Raw genomic sequence first — 242 nt, forward strand, 5'->3', positions numbered from 1 at the left:
CCTCGGCAGAGCCCGCACTTTACGGAGTAAAGTATAGCGGGCTATACTTTACATGGAAGTGTCGCCGGAGAATGTGGTAAAATTGAGAGAGAAAGTTGTTGCCGGTGGGAAGGGCGTGAAGGGGAAAAATGGCGTTCATTATCTGTAATATGCGGAAGTTTAAGAGTGCGGATATAAAGGGTCTACAGATACATAATCAGAGAGAAAAAGAGAGTCACACCAACCCCGATATCGATCAAAAT

General features: G+C 45.0%; 1 protein-coding gene. It reads left to right on the forward strand.

Annotation, left to right across the window (positions count from 1 at the left end; all coding sequences use genetic code 11):
• Positions 1–128 precede the first annotated feature (128 nt).
• Positions 129–242 (forward strand): plasmid recombination protein (locus tag SB756_RS34340; protein WP_410913787.1); only part of this gene is annotated, 114 nt, incomplete at its 3' end.

It is taken from the genome of Pseudomonas sp. SIMBA_068, from assembly GCF_046534705.1.
Classification (GTDB): domain Bacteria; phylum Pseudomonadota; class Gammaproteobacteria; order Pseudomonadales; family Pseudomonadaceae; genus Aquipseudomonas; species Aquipseudomonas putida.